Annotated in this window: 6 protein-coding genes; 2 read left to right on the top strand and 4 right to left on the bottom strand. The window is 59.4% G+C overall.

Annotated elements, in window-relative coordinates:
* Window positions 1-608: IS110 family transposase (locus ACOVQ0_RS00170; RefSeq protein WP_421878465.1), on the top strand; the 608-nt coding region annotated here is incomplete at its 5' end.
* A gap of 348 nt (window positions 609-956) precedes the next feature.
* Here the strand turns inward: ACOVQ0_RS00170 and ACOVQ0_RS00175 are convergent.
* The 4 genes from ACOVQ0_RS00175 to ACOVQ0_RS00190 are packed head-to-tail and all read right to left on the bottom strand — an operon-like array spanning window position 957 to window position 6,493.
* Window positions 957-4,088, bottom strand: a complete 3,132-nt coding sequence (locus tag ACOVQ0_RS00175; RefSeq protein WP_421878469.1) for an efflux RND transporter permease subunit — start codon at window positions 4,086-4,088, stop codon at window positions 957-959.
* Window position 4,089: 1 nt separating this feature from the next.
* Window positions 4,090-5,202 carry an efflux RND transporter periplasmic adaptor subunit gene (locus ACOVQ0_RS00180; RefSeq protein ID WP_421878472.1) on the bottom strand — a complete coding sequence of 371 codons (1,113 nt, stop codon included), beginning with the start codon at window positions 5,200-5,202 and terminating at the stop codon, window positions 4,090-4,092.
* Window positions 5,196-5,609, bottom strand: coding sequence for a hotdog fold thioesterase (locus ACOVQ0_RS00185; protein ID WP_421878475.1), 414 nt, complete (start codon window positions 5,607-5,609; stop codon window positions 5,196-5,198). Before ACOVQ0_RS00185 ends, ACOVQ0_RS00180 begins: the two co-directional genes overlap by 7 nt.
* A complete protein-coding gene (locus ACOVQ0_RS00190; RefSeq protein WP_421878479.1) occupies window positions 5,606-6,493 on the bottom strand; it encodes an alpha/beta fold hydrolase in 888 nt (295 codons plus the stop codon). The genes ACOVQ0_RS00185 and ACOVQ0_RS00190 overlap by 4 nt, the downstream gene beginning before the upstream one ends.
* Window positions 6,494-6,567: 74 nt before the next feature.
* Between ACOVQ0_RS00190 and ACOVQ0_RS00195 the strand changes: the two genes are divergently transcribed.
* Entirely contained in the window at window positions 6,568-7,041 is a 474-nt protein-coding gene (locus tag ACOVQ0_RS00195; RefSeq protein WP_421878482.1) for a MarR family winged helix-turn-helix transcriptional regulator, read from the top strand.
* Window positions 7,042-7,273 lie beyond the last annotated feature (232 nt).

Raw genomic sequence — 7,273 nt, forward strand, 5'->3', positions numbered from 1 at the left:
TTCTGCTGGAGCGCGGAACGACCTTCCCGGTCGGGCGCCGCAAGTTCGAGCAGGGTATCGATGCGATGCTGGCCGATGAGGATACGACCCTGTCACCGCGACTGCGCCAGCTCATGGACCAACTGCGTGCCGAGTGGCGCGAACTCGATGCCAGGATCGAGGCTCTGAACGGCGAGTTCATCGAACTGGCGCGTAACGATGCGGCTGCACGGCGGCTCATGTCCATCCCCGGCGTTGGCGTGCTGAACGCAACAGCCCTGATCGCCGCGGTGGGCAATGCCAGCAGCTTCGCCAAAGCCCGGGATCTGGGTGCATGGCTCGGCCTGGTTCCGCGTCAACATACCACCGGAGGCAAGCCACGGCTGCTCGGCATATCCAAGCGTGGGAACACTTACCTGCGAACCCTGCTCATCCACGGTGCCCGGGCAGCCTTGCCATCGCTAGCCCGAAGCGAGACCCCGCTGGGGCGCTGGTTGACCGGCATGATCGAGCGCGGTGTCCACCGCAATGCGATCGTCGTCGCCCTGGCGAACAAGTTGGCGAGGATCGCATGGGCGGCGCTACGCAAGGAGGCAACGTTCGAACGCGGCTACCCAGTCGCGGCATAACCAGATCGGCCGCACGCACCAGCGCGTAGGCCAACGATGTTTGCAGGAAGGATCGAGAAGATGGCCTGACAGTCGATCGGCGTCTGGAAAGCCCGGCCAAAAAAATGGCACTCGTTGCCGGCGTCTTTATTGTGGCTCCAGACGTGCGGATATCCATCTTGGCCATGGGCTCGCCCATGAGACCGTATACGTTGACGCAGACTGATCAGAGCTTCTCAAAATCCTACTTGCAAGCGGGGCGGGCCATACGTTTTTTGTGCCATGCTGAACCTTCAGGCCTGAGCCCGTCAGACAGTTGCGGCCTCTCGGTCTCCAACACAGAAGACTTTTAGTGCGGCCCCTCTTGCGTCATTCAAGGTGGCTCGATGATGATCGAGAGCTGCCCACGCCACCGAGCAATCCCCGAGCCAGTCTGCCAAAGCGGGCCACAGCGCCTCTCAGGTCAGCGGTCGTAGAATATGCAGCCGGCACGACAAGCAACGTCAGGAAGGTCGAAGTGGTCAAACCGCCGATAATGATGAAGCCCATTGAGTTGCGCCATTCAGCTGCATCTGATTGAGCAAGCGCGACCGGAAACATCCCGAAAACAGCGGCCAATGCTGTCATGAGAACCGGTCGAAGGCGCTCCGGCGCCGCCTTACGCATTGCCGAGGCAGGATCCATGCCTGCGTCACGATACTGGTTGGCAAGATCAACCAGAAGGATGCCGTTCTTCATCACGATCCCCATGAGCGCGATCATGCCAATCTGGGCGAACAGGCTCATCTCCTGCCCTCCCACCCACATGAGAAAATACGCCCCTGAAAAGGAAAGTGGCGCAGTGAGCATGATGATGATCGGCTGCCCGAAGCTGTTGAACTGGCTTGCCAGCACGATGTAGAGGGCCACGATCGCGAGGGCGAAGGCGAAGATGATTGCTTCACCCGTTTCGGCCAGTCTTCGCGCTGTGCCCTCGGTCCGGATCGAAAGTCCCGGCGGCGGCGGGTTGGACGCAAGGAGGTTTTCGACCTTCGTGACCGCGACGCTCAGCGCTACGCCAGGGGCTGTGTTCGCCTGCACAGAAATTTGCCGTGACCGGTCAATGCGGTCGATTTCGGCAGCACTTAAAGCCACTTCGACATCGGCGATGGCTGCCAGATCAACAAGAGCGCCTGTTCCGGTTCTGAGCGGCAACGCCTTGATGTCCGACAGGTTCTGCCGTTTGTCCTCGTCGAGGCGAACGCGGACATCATAGCGGCGCCCGTCGGACTGAAAGGTTCCTGCCTCGCTACCTCCGACCAGCGTGCGTGACGCAGCAGCAAGGCTGCGCGCAGATATGCCAAGGTCCGCTGCACGATCACGATCAAGTGCGATCTGCAATTCAGGCCTGCCGCCTTCATAGCTGGAGCGAACGTCGACGAAATCAGGACGGGCGGCGAGTTCCCCTTGAAGCCATTGGGCATAAAGGTTGATTGCCGCAGTATCACTGCCGGTGATGATAAGCTCGATCGCGGCTTGCCCGACCCCGCCGCCGGAAACCCACGGCACCTCAGCCACCGTCACCTCGCGCGCTCCGGCCACACCTTCACCTAACGCGGTGCGTGCGAACGTCATCAGATCATCTTGCGTCAGATCGCGGGTCCGCTTGGGGGTGAGCCCAACATAGATGTCAATCTCGTTGACCTTGGGATTTGTGCCGCTGCCCGCGCTCGCAAACACCAGTTCGACCTCGGGGTTCTTGCGAAGTGCAATATCGGCTTGCTCTGCTGCTTCGCGCGCGCCAGCAATGCCTGTGCTCAAGGGAAGCTTGACCGTTGCGAGAAATTCGGAGCGGTCGGTCGTGGACATGAAAGTGCTGGGAACAAGACTGGCAAAAAATCCGCCAACAAGAACGCTCATGAGAGCGCCCCCAAGGACGAGATATCGTCTCCGTGTGGCCCAACCCACAAGCCGTTCGTAGCGAAGGCGCATCCCGACGTGAAATCGCTCGATACGTCCAAGCCAGCCATCTTCGGGATGTTCGGGGCGGAGCAATCGGGCAGACAAGGCTGGCGTCAAAGTGAAGGCAACCAGCATCGAAACGCTGACAGAAAACACGATCGCCAATCCATATTGGAAGAAAAACCGACCGACGATTCCCTCCATGAAAGCTATCGGAACGAACACTGCCAGCGTTGCAAACGTGCCCGCCAGAACTGCGAGCGCCACACGTTTGGTTGCAGCGTGCGCTGCCGCGGTTGCATCAGCGCCTTCATCAACATCGTTCTGAATCGCCTCGACCACCACGATGGCGTCGTCCACCAACAGGCCAATTGCCACTGTGAGCGCCAGCAGGGTGATCATGTTGATGGTGAAATCGAACGCTGCAAAAGCCAGGAATGTCGAGACGATCGAAGTCGGGATTGCGAGAAGCACGATGATGGTGGCGCGCCAACTGAGCAGGAACAGAAATGTCACCGCCACGACGAGAACTATGGCGATAACGAGATCGAACAGGACATCGCCTATTGCCTGTTCGATGAAGCGCGACGTATCGCGCGCGATAACCAGATCAACTCCCTCTGGCGCGGTCGCCTTGATTTCACCGATTGCGGCGCGAATTTGCTCTGCGACTGCAACGGTGTTCTCGCCGCTCTGCTTGCGCACCTCAAGAACGACGCCGGGTTTGCCGTCAAGCTGGGCATAGCTGGTCTCGTCTTCGACCGAATCTTCGACGCGGCCGACATCACCGATACGGACAGTTTGACCATTGGGCCGGAAAGCAATGGGTATCCGGGCAAACTCTGCCGCGCTCGCCGCTTCGGCCAAGGTGCGAATCCCGAATTGCCGCGTTCGGCCCTCCGTGACCAACCGGCCGCCTGGTAGCTCTGCGTTTTCACGCTGTATGGCCGACAGCACGTCGTCTGCCGTAATCTCGCGCGCGCGCATGGCCGCCGCATCCAGCCAAATGCGCATCTCGCGCTCGCGTCCTCCCACAAGCTCAACCGATCCGACACCCGGAACCCGCTGTAAGCGCTCCTTCACCTCCTGGTCAGCGAAGGTTGTCAGATCACGGATCGGCATGTCGCCGGACAGAAGGACCGAAAGGATCGGTGCTGCGTCCGGATCGACTTTCTCGATTACGGGCGGTTCGGCGTCGGCGGGCAGGTCAGCGCCAAGCCGCGACATCTTATCCCGGACCTCCTGCGCCATAAGATCTGCGTCTTGCTCGAGCTCGAATTCGAGATTGACGATGCTGACGCCTTCCGCACTGACGGAACGCATCTGGCGCAAGCCTGCGATGGTGTTGAGTTGCTCCTCGATGATGTCGGTGACTTCAGTCTCGATCGTGCCTGGAGATGCGCCCGGCAGCGCGGTGGTCACCGAAACATAAGGAAATTCGACTTCGGGAAAGAGATCAACACCGAGGCGACCGAAGGAGACCAGACCGAGGACCACAAGCGATATGATCAGCATCGTCGCGAAGACCGGACGGCGGATCGAAACATCAGCGAGCCACATATCAGGTCTCGCGCTGCGCGCGACGCGGTTTGACAGCCTCACCATCACGCAATGTCGCCGGAGGATTGAGGATCACTTCCTCGCCTGCCTTCAGGCCTGAGCGAACGCGCACTTTGTCGAGGTCGATGCTGTCGAACCTTATCTCACGGCGCACGGCTTTGCCATTCACCAAAACAAAGACATAGGCTGCTGAACTGTCACCCAGAATTGTTGTTCGGGGCAGAACGATAGCGGGTTCAGGCGGTATCTGGATCTCGGCGCGTGCTGCAAGGCCGGAGCTTATCCGGTAGTTCGGATTGGCAATTGGCAATCGCAATTCTACCTTCCGGCTTTCGGGATCAACGCGGTCATTGATGATGTAGACAACGCTTTCGAAAGGCTCCTCGAAGCCTTCGATATAGACGCGTGCCGGCATGCCGCGCACCAGCACATCGACATATTCCTGCGGGGCATTGACGATCGCGGCGACGGTTCCGAGTTCTTGCAATTGGAGCGCGGCAGACTGATTGCCGCCAGCAAAGCGATTGTTGAGAAACACCCCTTCATCAACCAGGCGCGCGGTTACGACGCCATCAAAGGGCGCACGCGTAATTGTATCTTTGAGAGCCTGCTGCGCCGTTCCCAGGGCGGCAAGCGCCTGCGCCTTCTGCGCCCGCGCCACGGCAAGCTGCGTCTCGACTGTATCAACCTGCGCTTTTGACACGAATCCCTTCGGCGCAAGCGCGATGACTCGTTCATGCCGCCGCTCGGCTTCGATGGCTTGAGCCGTCGCAAGATCGACGGCGGCCTGCGCCTCTGCCACGTTCCGCTCATAGTCCGCTTGCCTGATGCGAAAGAGCGGTTGTCCCTGCGTCACACGGTCACCAACATTCACATAGATCCGTTCGACCGGCCCCTCTGCAAACGCACCGATTGCGCTGGTTTGCTTGGCGGCGATCGTTCCGAAAGCCTTCACCGGTTCGCTAAGCATTGCGGTCTGGACGACCAATGTTTGAAGCTCACGCGGGCCAGATTGGGTGGCTTGAGGCGCCTCTGTTTCGTCAGAACCTCCTGAACATCCGCCCAGTGCCAGTGCGCAAGCCAACAATCCTGAAAGGATGCCCCGTGTTAGCATATGTAAGCGCCTCTTCCGCTCGCAATGAGCTTACCATCCGGCCCGGCAACGCGCGCTTCAGCAACGCAAATCTGTTTTCCGATTTTCACCACCTGACCGGTTGCCACGAGCGGCCCTGATGTTGCAGGGCGATGGTAATCGACCCTCAAATCCGCTGTCGCCTTGGCAGCCGCGCCCTGCGACAACAGTGTGTAGAGCCCGGTCAGATCGATCAGAGACGCGATCACACCGCCGTGCGCCGAACCAATCATGGGGTTCGAGACGATCTCGTCGCGCCAGGGCATTTCCAGCTTAAGCTGCTCGCTCGAACAGGACCTTATCGTCAGGCCCAGCCACCGGTGAAACGGCGCTATTTGCAGCATCTGCTCAAGGCTTTCGCGTTCGGCATGGGTCAGATCGTCGCTCATGCGACCACGCCGTGCGACCGGTGATGCCGGATCAGGAACTGGATGATCGCTGCCGAAAAGGCGTCGTTGGCGTCACCTACGACCATATGCGTCGCGCCTGCGATGTCAGTATATTCAGTATGAGGGGCGACTTGCATGAGATGGACGACGGCTTCTTGAGAGACAAGGTCGCTGGCTCCGCCGCGAATGAGGTGGAGCGGAAGGGTGAGACTGGCCGCCGCGTCGCTGAGAGTCTGGAACTGATGCTCCTGATTTTCAGGACTGCTGCGCTTGGCCGCCATGATGTTTCGGATAAAGGCAGGATCCCAGTGCCAGTAGAAACGGCCATCATCCTTTTGCCGGAGATAGTGGCGCAGGCCAGCGCCCGTGCCGCGCCTGCCACGATGCGGCATATAGCCTGCGATCACCTCCGCCGCTTCTTCCGGCGAAGCAAAGCCGGTTTCGACGTGCTGCTCCATGAAGCCCACGACCCGCATAACGCCATCAGGCTCCATGCGCGGCGCGATATCGACCAACGTCAGCGATGCGAAGCTGCCTTGGGCAAGCACGCCTTCAGCAAGCAAGCCTGCCAACCCGCCGAGTGATGCGCCAACCACAGCAGGCTTGCGGCCCATCTTCGTAGCGATCGCCACCAGATCGGTCGCAAAATCAAGCATTTCATATGCACCCGCCTCCGACCATGCGCTATCGCCATGGCCGCGCATGTCAAAAGCGATGGCGCAGAAACCGGCATTGGCAAGATCGTTCGTAACGCGCTTCCATGCTCTGCGCGTCTGCCCGCCACCATGGGCGAGCAGGACCGGCATTGCCTCAGGATTTCCAATGATTTCGGCGGCGAGGGTTATGCCGCCGCTTCCCATCACGCTGGTTGTTGCTGTCGTCATCGCTTGGGACTACACTGTAAGGCACTTTACAGTAAATATGTTTATTCCTGCCTTGAAAGAACTATGCTCGTAGCATGATGACGCAATCGGATCAGACGGCCGCCGGACCTGCGGCAAAATTTCTGACCGAGACGGATCAGCTGGTTTTTCTGATGGAAGAGGTGACGCGGCGGCTGAGGCGCATCTTCGATACCTCGGTCGAACAATTCGGGCTGACCCGCACCCAGTGGCGGACCCTTGCATACCTCTATCGAACACCGGGTATGACGCAGACCGAATTGGCGCGGGAGCTGGAATTGGAGCGAGCGAGTGTAGGTCAGGCTATCGACCGGCTTGAAGAGCTGTCGCTGGTTGAGCGACGCAGCGCGGCAAACGACCGGCGAGTATGGCAGATCCACCTGATGCCGGCCGCAGTCGAACTTTTACCCAAACTTAGGGCCGAGGCGGACGCTGTCTACACACGCCTGCTTGCCGAAACGGACAAGCTTGAGCTGGAACAATTGCGCGAGACATTGACCAGAATGCAGGCCAATCTGGATCGCATATAGGCGGAGCCATTTCCAGCAACCTACGCATGGTTCCCGAACTGAAATTCAGGATTCCCCCAAAGGTGGTCATGGAAAGAGCTGACGCTTGTCCTCGAAAATGGGCGTGACAGCTTTGGTCGCAAACAGACGTTCAATTTAAAGGACCTGGATGACCAGTTGTGGGTCGAGAGCTGCCGCTTTTGATCACCCTGCTGTAGAGCTGCTTTCAGCCTCTATGCGTGCGGAGCCTGTC

Origin of the sequence: Novosphingobium sp., assembly GCF_049240505.1 — a bacterium.
In the GTDB taxonomy this organism is placed as follows: Bacteria; Pseudomonadota; Alphaproteobacteria; order Sphingomonadales; family Sphingomonadaceae; genus Novosphingobium.

Bases quoted from the DNA above. Each gene is read 5' to 3' on its own strand.
- ACOVQ0_RS00195 (WP_421878482.1), top strand. From the start codon at position 6,568: ATGATGACGCAATCGGATCAGACGGCCGCCGGACCTGCGGCAAAATTT.
- ACOVQ0_RS00175 (WP_421878469.1), bottom strand. From the start codon at position 4,088: ATGTGGCTCGCTGATGTTTCGATCCGCCGTCCGGTCTTCGCGACGATG.
- ACOVQ0_RS00180 (WP_421878472.1), bottom strand. From the start codon at position 5,202: ATGCTAACACGGGGCATCCTTTCAGGATTGTTGGCTTGCGCACTGGCA.
- ACOVQ0_RS00185 (WP_421878475.1), bottom strand. From the start codon at position 5,609: ATGAGCGACGATCTGACCCATGCCGAACGCGAAAGCCTTGAGCAGATG.
- ACOVQ0_RS00190 (WP_421878479.1), bottom strand. From the start codon at position 6,493: ATGACGACAGCAACAACCAGCGTGATGGGAAGCGGCGGCATAACCCTC.